The organism is Pseudomonas sp. PS01299, from assembly GCF_029960145.1.
Classification (GTDB): Bacteria; Pseudomonadota; Gammaproteobacteria; order Pseudomonadales; family Pseudomonadaceae; genus Aquipseudomonas; species Aquipseudomonas putida_A.
The window spans coordinates 18395-33057 of record NZ_JASCPO010000011.1 but is presented as its reverse complement, the minus strand read 5'-3'; the positions used below and the strand labels follow the sequence as shown (position 1 = coordinate 33057).

The following is a 14663-nucleotide window of genomic DNA, read 5'->3' as shown; positions in this document are numbered from 1 at the left end:
TCCCGATGCGCGCTCTACTCGTGTTGTTCAGCTTGCTGCTATCGATGTCGTTGTCGGCGGCGGAAAAATTGCCGGTGGTTACCAGCTTCAGCATCCTCGCCGACATGGTTCACCAGGTGGGCGGCGAGCATATCCAGATCACCAACATGGTCGGCCCGGATGCCGATGCCCACACTTATGAGCCGACGCCCGATGACGCCAAAGCACTGCTCAAGGCCAAACTGATCATCAAGAACGGCCTCGGTTTCGAGCCTTGGCTCGATCGCCTGGTGACCAGCACCGAGACCAAATCCCCCGTCATCAGTGCCAGTCATGGCGTAATACCACGCTCGCTGGATGAAGACGGCGAGACCATTCCCGACCCGCACGCCTGGCACAACCTGGCCAACACCGAGCTGTACATCGCCAACATCACCAAGGCGCTGATCGCCGCCGATCCGGCGAACAAAGCCGACTACCAACGCAATAGCCAGACCTACCTGAAACAGATTTACGCCCTGCTCGCCGAAGCCAAGGCCAAGCTTGGCTCGCTGCCACCGGGCAACCGCAAGATTGTCACCAGCCACGATGCTTTCGGTTATCTCGGCCAGGCCTACGGCATCGACTTCATGGCGCCGCAAGGTCTGTCCACCGAGCGCGAACCGTCAGCCGCCGAAGTCGCCGCGCTGATCAAGCAGATTCGTCAGGCCAAGGTCAAAGCGGTGTTCATGGAAAACATCAAGGACGCGCGCCTGCTCAAGCAGATCGCCGACGAAAGCGGCGCGCACATCGGCGGCACGTTGTACTCCGATGCCCTCGCCGCTAGCGGCCCGGCCAGCACCGTTACCGGACTGTTCGAATACAACCTCAACACCCTTTACAAAGCGCTGAGCCAGCCATGATCCGTAAAAATCCTTCCGGCGATCTTCCGCAAATTGCCGAGTCGGCCTACGTCGACAAAACCGCGATCATCTGCGGCAAGGTGGTCATTGGCGAGAACGTCTTCGTCGGCCCCTACGCAGTGATCCGCGCCGATGAAGTAGACGCTTCAGGCACGATGGAGCCGATCACTATCGGCGCCAATTCGAACATCCAGGACGGCGTGGTGATCCATTCCAAATCCGGCGCCGCGGTGACCATCGGCGAATTCACCTCGATCGCTCACCGCTCGATCGTGCACGGCCCGTGCGTAGTCGGCGACCGGGTGTTCATCGGCTTCAACAGCGTGCTGTTCAATTGCGTGATCGGTGACGGCTGTGTGGTGCGGCACAACTCGGTGGTCGATGGCCGCGATTTGCCGGATGCGTTCTACGTGCCCTCCACCACCCGCATCGGCCCCAATACCGACCTCTCGCAGTTCCCGCCGGTGAGTGTCAGCGCCTCGGAGTTTTCCGAAGACGTGGCACGCACCAATGTCGATCTGGTGCGCGGCTACAAAGCCTTGCAGAACGAGTTCTGAACCATGAGCAGCGTGCTGATTCGCAACGCCAGGCTGGTCAATGAAGGACGCGAGTTCGACGGCGATCTGTTGGTCAGCCATGGCCGCATCGTCAAGATCGCGCGCAGCATCGACGGTGAAACTGCGCGGGTGGAAATCGACGCCAACGGCCAATGGCTGTTGCCGGGGATGATCGATGACCAGGTGCATTTTCGCGAACCGGGGGCGCCAGACAAGGGCTGCATTCACACCGAGTCTCGAGCGGCGGTGGCGGGCGGCATCACCAGTTTCATGGACATGCCCAACACCCAGCCGGCCACCCTCACCCTTGAAGCGCTGGCGGATAAAAAGCGTCGGGCGGCAATCAACTCTGTGGCCAACTACGGCTTTCATTTCGGTGTGAGCCGGGACAACCTCGACACCGTCGCCGCACTCAACCCCTGCGAAGTGGCCGGGGTCAAAGTGTTCATGGGCGCGTCCACCGGCAACATGTTGGTGGACGATCCGAGGACTCTCGAGCGTTTATTCGCCGAAGTGCCGACGATACTGCTGGCGCATTGCGAACACACGCCGAGCATCGAGGCCAATGCAACACGTCTGCGCGAACGTCTTGGCGAACACCTGCCCGCGAATATCCATGCACTGATTCGCGATGCCGAGGCTTGCTACCGCTCCTCTTCGTTGGCAGTGGAACTGGCCAGACGTCACGGCACCCGCCTGCACGTTTTGCATCTGACCACCGCTCGCGAACTCGAGTTGTTCGAGGACAAGCCGCTCGCCCAGAAACACATCACGGCCGAAGTCTGCCTGCATCATCTGCTATTCGATGACCGCGACTATCCGGCCCTCGGCAACCTGATCAAATGCAACCCGGCGATCAAGACACAAGCCGACCGAGACGCGCTCCGTCAGGCCTTGTTGAGCAATCGACTGGATGTGATCGGCAGCGATCACGCGCCACATACCTGGGCAGAAAAACAGCGCCCGTATGCCGATGCGCCGTCCGGTTTACCGCTGGTGCAACACGCTTTGCCGGCACTGCTGGAGCTGGTGGCCGATGGCGTGCTGCCGATCACCACGTTGGTGGCGAAGACCAGCCATCGGGTGGCGGATCTGTTTGCGATTCCGGATCGAGGTTATTTGCGCGAGGGGTATTGGGCGGATCTGGTGCTGGTTGAGCCTGTGGCTCTTGAAGTGTCGCGGCAACCGATTCTGTCGCAATGCGGGTGGACGCCGTTTGCTGACAAGACTTTTCGCTATCGGGTGAATACCACGTTGGTGTCGGGGCAGATTGCCTGGCGAGAGCAGCGTATCAACGAAGGATGTCAGGGGCTGGCGCTGCGATTCATGCGGTGACAACCAAGACGCCTTCGCGAGCAAGCCCGCTCCCACAAGGATTGTGCTGTCCCCTGTGGGAGCGAGCCTGCTCGCGAAGCTTTTAAGCTCTTGGCTTCACGGTGCCGCAATCCTGACCCAACCACACCGCGCGGGTTTCCAGGCTGCCCTTCTGGTTGATCCCGATCGCATTGAACGTGCCGTTGGCCACCGTGGTGAACTCACGATCACTGAGGAACGTCGCGACACCCGTGCCTTGCGCTTTAGGGCAGCTGAAGCGGAATTTCCACTGGTTACCGGTGCGTTCGGTGATCTGCTGTTTGCAGCCCGATTGCGGATCGGCCAGCGGAATATCGTTGGTCGCCACTTGCTGCGGCGTCAGGCAGGCACGAATGCCCTTGCCGCCGATGTTGATTCCGTTCTTTTCCAGCGTCGCACGCTGCTGCGGGGTCATCTGGCCTTGCAACTGGCCAAGGATCGATTGCACATCCATGGGCTGGTCATCGACCTTGACGTTGCTTGAGGTCATTTCCCATAGCCCCGGCTGCAGCATTTGCGCCTGCGCAACCACCGGCATTGCCAAACCCAGGCCCAGCGCCAAACCCAGCAGACGAACGTTCATCGAAAAACTCCTGATCAGTAGTGGCCGTTAGACGTCGGCCGATTGCTTCGGTTCATGCACCAATTAAATAGCGACATTCGCCTCGGAACATGGTCTGTTACGCATTGAGTCTTCAGGAGCAAGGCTGCCCCATGGATTATTTTGGACCGCACATTTTCGGTTATCTGATCGCCCTGATACATAGCCTCGGCTTGATCGCCGCCATCCATGCGGTGCTGACCGTACGCACCGCCCAAGGCTCGATCGCCTGGGCATTGTCGCTTATTTTCATTCCCTACCTGACCCTCATCCCTTATCTGGTTTTCGGCCGCAGCACCTTCGACGGCTATATCAAGGCGCGGCGTCAGGCCAACGAACAGATGCGTCAGGCGATCTCCGAGTTGAACTGGCGCCCGTGGGTTGAAGAAGCCCTCACCGCCCGCGCCTCGAAGGCCTACGCCTCGCTGCGCGCCATGCCCAAACTGGGGCGCATGCCGTGCCTGGCGAACAACCAAGTGCAACTGCTGGTGAATGGCCACGCGACCTTTGAGGCGATTTTCCAGGCTATCGATCAAGCGCGCGAAGCCGTACTGGTGCAGTTTTTCATCATCCATGACGACCGCCTAGGGCAGCGCCTGCGCGACCTGTTACTGAAGAAGGCCGCGGAAGGTGTGGCAATTCATCTGCTCTACGACCGCATCGGCAGCCACGCCCTGCCCCACAGTTATGTGCAGGCGCTGCGCGATGGCGGTGTCGAGGTCAAAGCCTTCGCCACACGCAGCGGCTGGCTCAATCGCTTCCAGGTGAATTTCCGCAACCACCGCAAAATCGTCGTGGTCGATGGCGTACTCGGCTTTGTGGGCGGGCACAACGTCGGCGATGAATACATGGGCGAGAAACCGCCCCTGGCGCCGTGGCGCGATACCCATGTTCAGGTGCGCGGGCCGGTGGTGGCCTGCATGCAGGAGTCGTTTGCCGAGGACTGGTTCTGGGCAGCACGGACGTTGCCACCGCTGATCCTGCCGGATGTCTACCCGGAAGATGGCGTGCTCTGCCAATTGCTGGCGAGCGGCCCGGCGGATGCCTACGAAACCTGTTCACTGTTCTTCGTCGAAGCCATCCACGCGGCGACGGAACGAGTGTGGATCACCAGCCCGTATTTCATTCCCGATGAGGCAGTATTCGCCGCGTTGCGCCTGGCGGTGCTGCGCGGCGTCGACGTGCGCCTGCTGCTGCCATCGCGTCCGGATCACCGCATCGTCTACGCCGCGTCCAGCCTCTACGCGTTCGAAGCAGTACGCGCCGGCGTGCGGGTATTCCGCTACGAGCCGGGGTTCCTGCATCAGAAAGTGGTGTTGATCGACAGCGAAATCAGCGCCATCGGCAGCGCCAATCTGGACAACCGTTCGTTCCGGCTGAATTTCGAAGTGATGCTGCTGACCGTCGACAGCGAATTCGCCGCCCACGTGGAACAGATGCTCAACGAAGACTTCGAGCAGGCTTATGAAGTCGCCAAAGAAGAAAGCCGGGAGATCCACCGCCTGCAACAGCTCGGCATGCGGATCGCCCGGCTTATTTCACCGATTCTTTGACTGACCGCTCGCTCGAACGAGCGAACGGTCGTCAGGCCTCAGGGGTGATAAATGTCGTCGCGGGTCCAGGGCAGTTCATGGCTGCCATCCGGATGCGCCTTCACCGCCAGGATCTGGTGCAGGTTGATCCAGCCACGCGCGAACGCATAGGCACACCCGGCCAGATACAGCCGCCAGATGCGCAATGCCTGATCCGGCACCAGTTTCCCGGCCGCTTCGAGGTTGTCCTCCAGCCGCTCGCTCCAGTGATCCAGCGTGCGCGCGTAATGCAGACGCAGGCTTTCGACGTCGACAATCTCCAGCCCGGCTTCGCTGATCTCGGCCGAGATCATCGCCAAGTGCGGCAGCTCACCGTTGGGGAACACGTATTTCTCGATGAAGTCGCCAGCGCCGCGTCCTACCGGACGGCCATCGGTGTGTTTGGCGGTGATGCCGTGGTTCATCACCAGACCGCCCTCCTTCACCGCGCCGAACAGGACCTTGCAGTACTCGGCGAGGTTGGCGTGGCCGACGTGTTCGAACATGCCGACGCTGACTACCTTGTCGAAACGCCCGTCCTGCGGCAGATCGCGGTAGTCGAGCAATTGCAGCTCAACCTGATCTTCCAGGCCCTCGGCCTTGACCCGCTCCCGGGCCAGTTCCAGCTGTTCCTTGCTCAAGGTGATGCCGAACACTTTGGCGCCGAATTCACGTGCCGCGTAACGCGCCAGACCACCCCAGCCGCAACCGACATCCAGCAGGTAATCGCCCGGCTGCAAACGCAGCTTGCGACACAGATGGCGGAACTTGGCCTGCTGTGCCTGTTCCAGAGTTTCACTGCCGGTTTCGAAATACGCGCAGGAATACGCCATGTCGCTGTCCAGCCACAGCTGATAGAACGCGTTGGACAGGTCATAGTGATAGGAAATGGCTTTGGCGTCGGTTTCCTTGTCGTGCACCGCACGCACTGGCTGCGCGCTTTCGCCTTCATCGAGCAAGGCGCTGCTCAATTCGTCGCAGACCCGGATGACCTCGCTGATCGAGCCCTCCAGTTCCAGCCTGCCTTCGACAAACGCCGCCCCCAGCGCGTCGAGACTCGGATGGGTGAACTGGGTGACCATCGTCGGGTCCTTGACCACAATGGTGACGCTGGGCGTCGGCCCCAGGTTGAACTCATGGCCATCCCAGAGTCGCAAGCGAAGCGGAAGCTGCAGATTCTGTAAGGCCGGTGGAAGTTGCGCGAGCATGGAAAATCCCCCTTGTTTCAGACGTCAGATCTGAGGGTAGACCATCCTTGAAAAATAGCAGGCTATCGATTTAATTAGCCGAGACTATCGTTCCAGGCGCTCCTGCATGCCGTCATGCACCCACTACTGCTTTAGCCCAGGTAACGGCGTGAAGTGTGCGCCCTCTCCATAGATGACTGCCTATTCGGCGCACAGTTCGCTGAAATTCACTTCAGTGATCATCCTTGAGCTTGAGCAATGGCTCCTGAAACCGCAGCAGCCGTCCGGCATTGCCCAACACCAGCAGCGTACTGAGGTTGTGCAGCAGCGCGGCAATCATTGCCCCCGCCGCGCCGAGCCAGCCGAATGCCGCGAACACCACGATCGCCAGGGTCCAGCCCAGACCGATGATCACATTGACCTGCAAGGTCCGCCGGCACTGGCGACTGAGCCGCACACAGGTGCCGAGGCGGCGCAGGTCACTGCCGATCAATACGATATCTGCCGAGGCCAGCGCGATGTCGGCACCGCCGGCGCCCATCGCCACACCCACCACCCCGGCCTTGAGCGCCAGCGAATCATTGATGCCGTCACCCACCACCATCGGCCGGAAACCGTTGTCGATTTCCTTGAGCACGCGGTTGAGCTTGTCCTCAGGCAGCGCCTGCGCTTCCAGCTCTTGCAGGCCGACCTCGCGGGCCAGGGTCTGCGCAACACTCTGGCGGTCGCCGGTCAGCAGCAACTGGCGACCCAGCCCCAGTTCGCGCAATTCAGCGAGGGCAAAGCGCGCTTCCGGTTTGACGCTGTCGGCCAGCAACAGCCAGGCGACAAATTCGCCGTTCAGTGCCAATCCGGCAATCGGCCCGTCGTGCTCGGGAACGATGGTAGTGACGATGCCCAGTTGCGCGAACAGTTCGGGACGTCCCAGCGCCGCCTCGCCTTGCGCGGTCATGGCCACGACCCCGAGGCCCTGACGCTCGTGAATGTCCGTCAGCGGCAGGCTCTGCTCCTGACTCACCAGCCCCGCCAACGCCCGGCTGACAGGATGACTGCTGGCCGCACCGAGACTGGCGGCCAGCGCCATCACCGAGGCCTGATCCAGACGCGGGCTGCTGATCGATTGCAAACGCAAGGTGCCGTAAGTCAGCGTGCCGGTCTTGTCGACCACCAGTGATGTGAGGTCTGCCAACTCCTCAAGGAACGCCGAGCTGCGGATCAGAATACCGTGGCGCGCCGCCACCGCCACTCCGGCAATTGCCGTGGCCGGTGCCGACAGCACCAAGGCGCAAGGACATGCGGCTACCAGCACCGCGAGCATCGCTTGCGCGTCATGGGTGACAAACCAGGTCACCGCCGCCAACAGCAACACCAGCACCATGTAGCTGCCGGCATAGCGTTCAAGCAGACGGGTGATCGGCGGCTTCGAACGCTCGGCGTTCTGCATCAGCGCGATGACTTTGCCCAGCGTCGATTGATCACCGGTGCGGGTCACTTCAATGCGCAGCAAACCGTCGAGGTTGATCGCGCCGCCGAACACCGTCATGCCCACTGCCGTTTCCACTGGCACCGACTCGCCGGTAATTGACGCCGTGTCGAGGCTGGCCTGGCCCAACAACACCCGGCCATCCGCCGGCACCCGATCGCCCGCGCGTACCTCTACAGTGTCACCGGGTTCCAGCGTGCCGTTATCGACTTCGATGATCGAGCCATCTGCCTGAATCTTGCGTGCGTGGCTGCGGGTCAATTGGCCGAGAGCGTGAATCGCTTCCTGCGAGCCGATCACGCTGCGCTCTTCCAGCACGTGGCCGAAGATCATGATGATCGGCAGCAACGCGGCGGTCAGCAGATCGCCAGTCGCCCACGCACCGAGCATCGCCAAAGCAATCAGTTGATCGGTGATGCCGTGCAGGCTCGGATAACGCAAGCTGTACCAAGCAGAGCGCATCACCGGCACCGCTACTAATAAGGAGGCGAAACCCAGCAGCAACTGACTGACACCAGTTTGCTCCGGCACCATCCAGCGCCAGATCAAACCGAGGCCGAGCAAGCCCAAGGCGAGCATTGCCAAAGTCAATTGGCGCGCAGCGCGGCGCTGTTCGGCCGAGGACAACAGGCTCGGTGCAGCGGTGGTCGCAGTCATTTACTGGCTCCCTGAATGATCAGGCGGGAATCGTCTTTCGGATCGACCGTGGTCACCGAACCGGCCTGACCAAGAATTTTCGGCATGCGTTCGCGGTACAGACGCAGGAGCATCTGCGGGTCGGTGCCCTGTTGTTGCGCCTTGGCCAGGCTCATTACCGTGGCAGTGTCGGCAGAGGCTTTTGCCAGCCGTTCGCCGGCCTGAGCATGGGCCACTTGCAGAGTACGGTCGGCTTGTTCGTTGGCGGTTTGGGTGAGTTTTTCCGCCTCGGTGCGTGCATTGGCGACGGCTTTGTCGGCCTGCTGACTGGCGGTCAGTACAGCATTAAAAGCACTGACCGCCGGATCCGGCAGACTCGACTGAACGTCGACCCGCGCCACTTCGATGCCGATGCCCTGCCCGCTCGCCTTCAATTCAGCCAGACGCTTGTTGATGCCTTGCACCAGATCACCGCGCAGACGCTCACGACGTTCAGCCGCTTGATTGTCGGCACCGATCATTTCCGGTCGAGCGACCAGAATCGTATCCAGATCCCGTGCAGCGGTCAGGGCCACAGCGCTGCGGGTGACCAGCCGATCCAGTGCTGGCAGCACATGATCACCCTGCAGCACGAAGTCATAGGGATCGCTGACTTTGTAAAACACCCGCACATCCAGTTGCACCACGCCGGCGTCGCCGGTTAGCAGATAGCCGGAACCGGCCAGTGCATCGCTCAGTGGCGTGGCGAAGGTTGCTACACGATCAGCCTTGATCGCCTCACTGCTGCGCAGCAGGTTTTCCACTCGGCGCTCGATGACCCGATCCGCCGCCGGCAGCAAAACCACCTGCTCGAACGGCTGCGGCCAGGCCAGCAACAGCCCGGCATTCTGGACGCGTTGCAGTGCGCCAAAGTGCAAGACCACCGCGCGATTTTGCGGATCAATCTGCCGCACATTGGAAAACGCCCACGCCAACGCAGCCAATACCGTCACCGCATATAAGGCGAAAAACGCCAGGCGTCCGGCCTGAATCCACGGACTGCTCAACGAATGTGTTCCACGTGGAACTTCATCACTCATGGCTGCGATCCGAATTTATTTTCAACATTCGGCGGGCCGTCCACCAGCACGCGGAATGGCGCGGCGTCGGTACGCAGGATCAGCTTGGTGTCCGGCGTGACGATAGTGCCCAGGGTGTCCAGCGAACGCAGCAGGTTGTACAGCTGCGGCGAGCCAGCATAGGCACGGCCGTAGATTTGCGCGGCTTCGACCCGCGACTGTGCTTCGATTTCTGCGGCCTTCACCGTGGCATCGGCCTGGACAATTCGCGCATCGCGCTCGGCCGCAGAACGGATCTGCGCGGCTTCTCGCTTGCCGATGGCGGTGCGTTCGGTGGCAATTGTTTCACGCTCGGCGCGCATCCGATCGACCGTGGCCGTGAGCGTGACCGAAGGCAAGGTCAGGCGTTCGATGCCCACCTGAACCACACGCACGCCGTAGGTGGCCAGCAACTGCTGGTCGATCTGCTGACGCAGTTGCGCTTCGAAATCGGCGATACGCACTTTGCTGGCATCGGTATTCACCAGATCCGCCAGGTCGAAACTGCTGGCGGTGGTTTCCAGCGCCGAACCGACAAAGGTGCGAATCTGCCGCGCCGCTTCGTCCGGCTGGTTCTGCACCGCGCGCATGAAACGCTGCACATTGTCCGGGTCGCCCTGCACCTGCCACGCCACGTAGGCCTGAACGATGATGCGCAAACCGTCGCGGGTGCCGACATCCTGCAAACCACTCGAGGTGGTACGCAGGCGCAGATCCACCGGGATCGCCGCTTCGAACGGCGCCGGCCAGCGCCAGCTCAAACCCGGCTCAAGCAGCACCCGCGACGGATTACCGAAACGGGTGATGACGGTGGCCTCGCCCGAGCGCACCTGGACCAGGCTTGCCGCCGCGATGGCAAACCCCACCAGCAACAACGCCCAGCCCATGCGCCGCCAGGGGAATGGCCCCGCCTCTTCCGGCGCACCGTGGTGATGGTGATGAGGCCCATGATGATGGTGATGCCCGGCGTGGCCATGATCGTGGCCGCTGTGGTCATGGGAATCGTGAGTGTGCGACTGGCTCAAGGGGCAACTCCTGGTTGAGCGGTGGTGCGTGCAGGCGTGGGATCAGCCGGCAGCGTAAACGTACGCAGATCGATGGTCGGCGCATTGCTGCTGCCGCCTAAACGGTGGTCGAGTACCAATAGTTTGGCCTTGCTCAAGCCGAGGCTGAGCTGACTCAGATATTGCTCGAGCACGAATGCCTGGCCAGCGCTGGCATAGGCTTTCTGCTCAGCGCTGAACTTCAGGTCTGCCGCCTGCGCCGCCGCATTGATTTCACGGGCGCTGGCACTGGCCTGATCGCGAGCGAGACTGGCTTGCAACTGCGCCTGATTACTGGCTTCTGCCGCAGCACCGCGCTCACGGGAGATCAACGCCTGCGCGCCGATCTGCGCGGCTTGCACGCCGTGATAAGCATTGGCGGCGCCGGCGGGTGGATGAATTGCTTCGACCACGGTGGCGAGAATCTCAACACCGCTGTCGAGTTTCTGTAGATCACCTTGCACTGCGCGGCCGATTTCTTCGCCCAGCCCTACCCGGTCAGCACCGAGTAGACCGTCGAGGGTGCGCGAGGCAAAATCGTGCACCAGAATCCGGCTCGCGGTGCTGCGGATCAGCGTCGGCACATCAGCGTTGTTGTAAGTGGCGGCCAAGGCATCCTGATCACGCAGACCAATGCGATAAACGAAGCGCACGTCCATGTTGACGATTTGAAAGCTCTGCTGATCGCCACGGCTGCTGGCGATCACCTGGGATTTGTCGTTGACGTGGCTGGCATCCCACAAGCGGTTGGCGGTCATCGGCGCCGGGTCTTCGGCTGGCTCGGCCTGGGTCGGCGCGAGCGCATCGCCGACGCTGGTTGCCAATTCGTGCACCACGCCGTTCTCGACGCTCAATACGCGGCCCAACGGCCACGGCAACCCAGCGTGCAATCCGGGGCCGAACACCTGCACCGGTTTGCCGAAACGCTCGTAGATACCGCGCCCTTGCAGCGGGATTTCGTGGATACCGGTCAGTAACCAGCCGACCGCAGCGACCAGCGCCAGCACCGGCAGAAAGGCGCGGCGCATGTAACTGAACGCCCAGATCTGGCGCAGATCGATGCCGAAACGATTGTGCAATTCGTGCTGCAAGGCCAGCAGCGGCTGCGGCGGCCAGCGCAGCATGTCAGCGACAAAACTGCGTGCCAGCAGGGTCGGTTCGAGCTGTTCACGACGAGGACTGAATATCGACAGGACTGCGCGCAATAGCAACTCGATCGCGACGAATCCCGGCAAGATCCCGATCAACACCGCAAGCCGTACTGGCCACACCGAAGCCTCGCTGGCGAACAGCAGGCACAACGCGCCCAGCACCAGGCTGATGATCGCCACCCGCGCCAGTTGCGCGAGAGACCCGGCTTCCGGCCATTGCGCTGGACTCTCCTGAGCCAGTTGCCGCTCCAGCACCAGCAAGCCGAAACCCAACAGCAACATCAGCGCCGCGCCCACCGTGGCCGACAACCCGACCGCAGCGGCAGGCAATGCCAGATTCCACACCTGCCCGACGGCGAGCACCACCAGTACTGACCAGCCGCCCAGCCACAACGTGGCCGCGCCAATCTGACCGAGCAGGTGCAGGCCGCACTGACTCAACCGCTCCAGCAGCCGTTCGTACCAGCCATCCGGCGCTACTGGCTCCAGCTCCTCGGTCAGCGCCACCGATACCGGCGGGTCAATCACCCCTGCACGCCATTGCGTCACCCACCACGCCGACTGCAAGCCGGCGACCAACACCAGCAAAGCCGCGCCCAAATTCACCAACAAGGCCGGCCATATCGATTGCGCGGCAAACAGTTCGACAAACAGCGCCAGCAGCCACCCTGCCCCGGCCAATCCGCCGAGACCGATGGCCAGACGACGCAAACGTCGCCCCTGCGTGGACGCTTGTTGAAAGCGCGGCAACCCGGTCACTTGCGTGCCATCGACATCCAGATCGACTTGCATATCACCCCAAAGCCATTGATTCACCGGTCTTATCGTTACGATATAACGAAAATCGTGAAATATTCGTACACAAATTCGCTTATCTAAAGATGCGCAACCTGTCGCTTGCCTGAAGCCTTGACCGAAATGTCCGGAAACGCACATATTACGTTCGTAATTTTATCGACCGACTACTTTTAGCGATCCGCATCCCCAACGAGGAGCAACAGCATGAGCAACTACGACGTGGTCATTCTGGGCGGCGGCCCCGGTGGTTATAACGCGGCGATCCGCGCCGGCCAGCTTGGCCTGAAGGCAGCCTGCGTGGAAGGCCGCGCCACCCTCGGCGGCACTTGCCTGAACGTCGGTTGCATGCCGTCGAAGGCCTTGCTGCATGCTTCGGAGCTGTACGACGCGGCCATGGGTGCGGAATTCGCCAACCTCGGCATCGAGGTCAAACCCACGCTCAACCTCGCGCAAATGATGAAACAGAAAGACGAAAGCGTGAGCGGCCTGACCAAAGGCATCGAGTTTCTGTTTCGCAAAAACAAGGTCGACTGGATCAAAGGCTGGGGTCACATCGACGGCCCGGGCAAAGTCACTGTGACCGACGATCAAGGCAACAAAACCGAGCTGAGCGCCAAGGACATCATCATCGCTACCGGCTCCGAACCCACGCCCCTGCCCGGCGTCGAGATCGACAATCAACGCATCCTCGACTCCACCGGCGCGCTGTCGCTGGGTGAAGTGCCCAAGCATCTGGTGGTGATCGGCGCGGGGGTGATCGGCCTGGAACTGGGCTCGGTCTGGCGGCGTCTCGGCGCCCAGGTGACCGTGGTCGAATACCTCGACCGCATCTGCCCGGGTGTTGATGGCGAGGCCGGCAAAACCCTGCAGCGTGCGCTGAGCAAGCAAGGCATCAGCTTCAAATTGAGCTCGAAGGTCACCAGCGCCACCCCCTCGGTCAACGGTGTGCAGCTCAGCGTCGAACCCGCCGCCGGTGGCAGCGCCGAGTTACTGGAAGCCGACTACGTGCTGGTCGCGATCGGCCGGCGCCCGTACACCAAAGGCCTGGGCCTGGAGAACGTCGGCCTGAGCACCGACAAACGCGGCATGCTCGCCAACCGCCAGCACCGTACCGAGGCAACCGGCGTATGGGTAATCGGTGACGTGACATCCGGCCCGATGCTCGCGCACAAGGCCGAAGACGAAGCGATGGCCTGCGTGGAACAAATCGTCGGCAAGGCCGGCGAGGTCAATTACGACTTGATTCCCAACGTCATCTACACCCGGCCCGAGCTGGCCAGCGTCGGCAAGACCGAGGAGCAGCTCAAGGCTGAAGGGCGCACCTATAAAGTCGGTAAATTCCCGTTCACCGCCAACAGCCGGGCCAAGATCAACCATGAGACCGAAGGCTTCGCCAAAGTCCTCGCCGACGAACGCACGGACGAGATCCTCGGCGTGCACCTGGTCGGCCCGAGCGTCAGTGAAATGATCGGTGAATACTGCGTGGCCATGGAGTTCAGTGCGTCTGCCGAAGATATCGCGCTGACTTGCCATCCGCACCCGACCCGCTCCGAGGCGCTGCGTCAGGCGGCGATGAATGTCGAGGGGATGGCGACGCAGATGTAGGTGGTCACCCAAACCCTGTGGGAGCTGGCTTGCCAGCGATGGCGTCAGTCCTTTAACCGTTGCGGTCGCTGACACACCGCTATCGGTGGCAAGCCAGCTCCCACAGTTGACCGTGTTCCTGCTGGAGGATTGCGGTCGAATGTGGGAGCAACCCGCTCTACAGCGGAAGATGCCCCAACGGCAACGCCCCCGGCGTCTTCACCGTGTGAATCGCAAAGTTGCTGCGAATGTCACTCACCCCCGGCAGCTTCAGCAGGCAGCCGCTGAGAAAGCGGTCGTATGCGCGCAGGTCCGGCACCACCACCTGCAACAGAAAGTCCGATTCGCCCGACACCAGAAACGCCGAGATCACCTCCGGCAGGGCGGTGACTGCCGCGTAAAAGGCTTCGGCCTGCTCATCGTTGTGGCGCTCGACCTTGACCCCGACAAACACCGTCAGCCCCAGTCCCACTTCATCGCGATCGAGGTTGGCCTGGTAGCCACGAATCACCCCGGCCTCCTCCAGCATCCGCACCCGGCGCAAGCAAGGTGACGCCGACAGGCCGATCTCGTCCGCCAGCTCGACATTGCTCAGCCGTCCGTTGCGCTGCAAGGCAGCGAGAATCTTGCGATCAAAAGCGTCGAGTTTCATGTTTGGCAGATCCTGCGGGTCAAGGCACAAAAAGACAGCAGGTTATGCCAATCCCAAGGGTTTTTGAAG

The 14663-nt window shown here is 61.6% G+C and carries 12 protein-coding genes; 5 read left to right on the top strand and 7 right to left on the bottom strand.

Annotated features, from left to right (window positions below; all coding sequences use genetic code 11):
- The first annotated feature begins 5 nt into the window (after window positions 1-5).
- Genes QMX91_RS04440 through QMX91_RS04430 form a run of 3 tightly spaced genes read left to right on the top strand, consistent with a single transcriptional unit; the run spans window position 6 to window position 2773 of the window.
- Window positions 6-881 carry a metal ABC transporter substrate-binding protein gene (locus tag QMX91_RS04440; protein ID WP_223007053.1) on the top strand — a complete coding sequence of 292 codons (876 nt, stop codon included), beginning with the start codon at window positions 6-8 and terminating at the stop codon, window positions 879-881.
- Window positions 878-1438, top strand: coding sequence for a DapH/DapD/GlmU-related protein (locus tag QMX91_RS04435; protein ID WP_223007054.1), 561 nt, complete (start codon window positions 878-880; stop codon window positions 1436-1438). The genes QMX91_RS04440 and QMX91_RS04435 overlap by 4 nt, the downstream gene beginning before the upstream one ends.
- Window positions 1439-1441: 3 nt before the next feature.
- Entirely contained in the window at window positions 1442-2773 is a 1332-nt protein-coding gene (locus tag QMX91_RS04430; protein ID WP_282412316.1) for a dihydroorotase, read from the top strand.
- An 82-nt stretch (window positions 2774-2855) separates the two neighbouring features.
- Here QMX91_RS04430 and QMX91_RS04425 read toward each other — a convergent pair whose 3' ends face one another.
- Entirely contained in the window at window positions 2856-3374 is a 519-nt protein-coding gene (locus QMX91_RS04425) for a DUF3617 domain-containing protein (protein ID WP_134785045.1), read from the bottom strand.
- Between the two features lie 131 nt (window positions 3375-3505).
- Here QMX91_RS04425 and cls point away from each other — a divergent pair, with 131 nt between their 5' ends.
- Window positions 3506-4945, top strand: coding sequence for a cardiolipin synthase (gene cls / locus QMX91_RS04420; RefSeq protein WP_098966376.1), 1440 nt, complete (start codon window positions 3506-3508; stop codon window positions 4943-4945).
- 38 nt (window positions 4946-4983) lie between these two features.
- On the opposite strand, the gene cfaB is transcribed toward cls, so the two are convergent.
- From cfaB to QMX91_RS04395, 5 genes are all read right to left on the bottom strand, one after another.
- Window positions 4984-6171: a C17 cyclopropane fatty acid synthase CfaB gene (gene cfaB / locus QMX91_RS04415; RefSeq protein ID WP_098966378.1), complete on the bottom strand. Its 1188-nt coding sequence runs from the start codon at window positions 6169-6171 to the stop codon at window positions 4984-4986.
- 211 nt (window positions 6172-6382) lie between these two features.
- Window positions 6383-8290 (bottom strand): heavy metal translocating P-type ATPase, encoded by a 1908-nt coding sequence (locus QMX91_RS04410; RefSeq protein WP_282412315.1) that lies wholly within the window; start codon window positions 8288-8290, stop codon window positions 6383-6385.
- Window positions 8287-9348: a protease modulator HflK gene (locus tag QMX91_RS04405; protein WP_134785048.1), complete on the bottom strand. Its 1062-nt coding sequence runs from the start codon at window positions 9346-9348 to the stop codon at window positions 8287-8289. The genes QMX91_RS04410 and QMX91_RS04405 overlap by 4 nt, the downstream gene beginning before the upstream one ends.
- On the bottom strand, window positions 9345-10391 hold the full coding sequence (locus tag QMX91_RS04400) for a protease modulator HflC (protein WP_282412314.1): 1047 nt from the start codon (window positions 10389-10391) through the stop codon (window positions 9345-9347). Before QMX91_RS04400 ends, QMX91_RS04405 begins: the two co-directional genes overlap by 4 nt.
- Window positions 10388-12352 (bottom strand): protease modulator HflK, encoded by a 1965-nt coding sequence (locus tag QMX91_RS04395; RefSeq protein ID WP_282412321.1) that lies wholly within the window; start codon window positions 12350-12352, stop codon window positions 10388-10390. The genes QMX91_RS04400 and QMX91_RS04395 overlap by 4 nt, the downstream gene beginning before the upstream one ends.
- 210 nt (window positions 12353-12562) lie before the next feature.
- On the opposite strand from QMX91_RS04395, the gene lpdA reads away from it, so the two are divergent.
- Window positions 12563-13963 (top strand): dihydrolipoyl dehydrogenase, encoded by a 1401-nt coding sequence (lpdA, locus tag QMX91_RS04390; protein WP_135296885.1) that lies wholly within the window; start codon window positions 12563-12565, stop codon window positions 13961-13963.
- 157 nt (window positions 13964-14120) lie between these two features.
- On the opposite strand, the gene QMX91_RS04385 is transcribed toward lpdA, so the two are convergent.
- Complete coding sequence (locus QMX91_RS04385; RefSeq protein ID WP_007960832.1) at window positions 14121-14594, bottom strand: Lrp/AsnC family transcriptional regulator; 474 nt, start codon at window positions 14592-14594, stop codon at window positions 14121-14123.
- Between the last annotated feature and the right edge of the window lie 69 nt (window positions 14595-14663).